Here is a 1,201-nt window from a genome sequence, read left to right as displayed (position 1 = left end):
CCCCCCCCCCCCCCCCACGGGAATGTCGATACCTTAAGTGAACCGCATCAGGCTGTGTTGAGAGAGGTTCAGCCCTTGCTAAACCAGCGGGCTTTACGCCAGGCTTGTTGCTGCGGCTCGTCCTGGAAGGTCCAGGCCACGAACCGACTCTGCTTCTGCCCCTGGGACATTTCCACCACCTGGCTGTGCAGCGCTCCGGCCTTCTTCAGCGCGGCTTGAATCGCCGGCAGGTTCGACGCCTTCGATACCAGCGTGCTGAACCACAGCACTTGCCCGGCGACCTGGGCGCTTTCACTGATCAACTGCGTGACGAAGCGTGCCTCGCCACCCTCGCACCACAGCTCCGCCGCCTGGCCGCCGAAATTCAACACCGGCAACTTGCGTTTCGGATCTGCCTTGCCCAGTGCCCGCCATTTTCGCTGGCTGCCCTTGGTGGCTTCCTCCAGGGAAGCGTGGAACGGCGGGTTGCACATCGTCAGGTCGAACCGTTCGGTACTTTCCAGAAGCCCCGACAGGATGTGCTTGCGGTTGGGTTGCTGGCGCAGCTGGATGGCTTTGTTCAGGCCGTTGGACTGGACGATGGCCTTGGCCGACGCAATCGCCGTCGGGTCGATTTCCGAGCCCAGGAAGTGCCAGCGGTAATCGCTGTAGCCGATCAGCGGATAAACGCAGTTGGCGCCGGTGCCAACGTCCAGCACCTTGACCGCCGCCCCGCGAGGAATTTCACCTTGATTATGGCTGGCGAGCAGGTCGGCGAGAAAATGCACGTAGTCGGCGCGCCCCGGTACGGGAGGGCACAGGTAGTCAGCCGGAATGTCCCAATAGGCGATGCCATAGAAAGATTTGAGCAGCGCCCGGTTGAACACTCGCACCGCTTCGGGGCTGGCGAAGTCGATGCTTTCCTTGCCGTAGGGATTGATGATCACGAACTTCGCCAGTTCCGGTGTGCTCTTGATCAGCGCCGGGAAGTCGTAGCGGCCCTGATGGCGATTGCGCGGATGCAGGCTGGCCTTCTCCCGCGGCGCTTTGGCCTCGGCGACGGGCTTGGGCTTCTGGCGGGGAGGTCGGGGAGAGCGAGGGGCGGTCATGGCGGGTCGATTCAGGGCTGGCTCAAAAAGTGGCGGGCATTGTCCCACATTCGGCGCGATCTTGATGACTGCGCTATTCAAATGAGCGGCGGTGAACCTGTGTGGGGGGGGGG

At 62.8% G+C, this 1,201-nt stretch carries 1 protein-coding gene; it reads right to left on the bottom strand.

From position 1 onward, the window contains the following. Positions 1 to 68: 68 nt before the first annotated feature. The gene (gene rlmF / locus ACE04F_RS25920; protein ID WP_486110496.1) at positions 69 to 1,088 is read right to left on the bottom strand and encodes a 23S rRNA (adenine(1618)-N(6))-methyltransferase RlmF; all 1,020 of its coding nucleotides are present in this window, start codon (positions 1,086 to 1,088) and stop codon (positions 69 to 71) included. Between the last annotated feature and the right edge of the window lie 113 nt (positions 1,089 to 1,201).

The sequence above is a fragment of the Pseudomonas sp. AGC41 genome, assembly GCF_057334555.1.
Note: the sequence above shows the minus strand (reverse complement) of the source record. Positions and strands in the feature narration are given on the sequence as shown.

What these genes read in the sequence shown, in the direction of transcription:
- rlmF (WP_486110496.1), bottom strand. Translation starts at nt 1,088, where the DNA reads ATGACCGCCCCTCGCTCTCCCCGACCTCCCCGCCAGAAGCCCAAGCCC.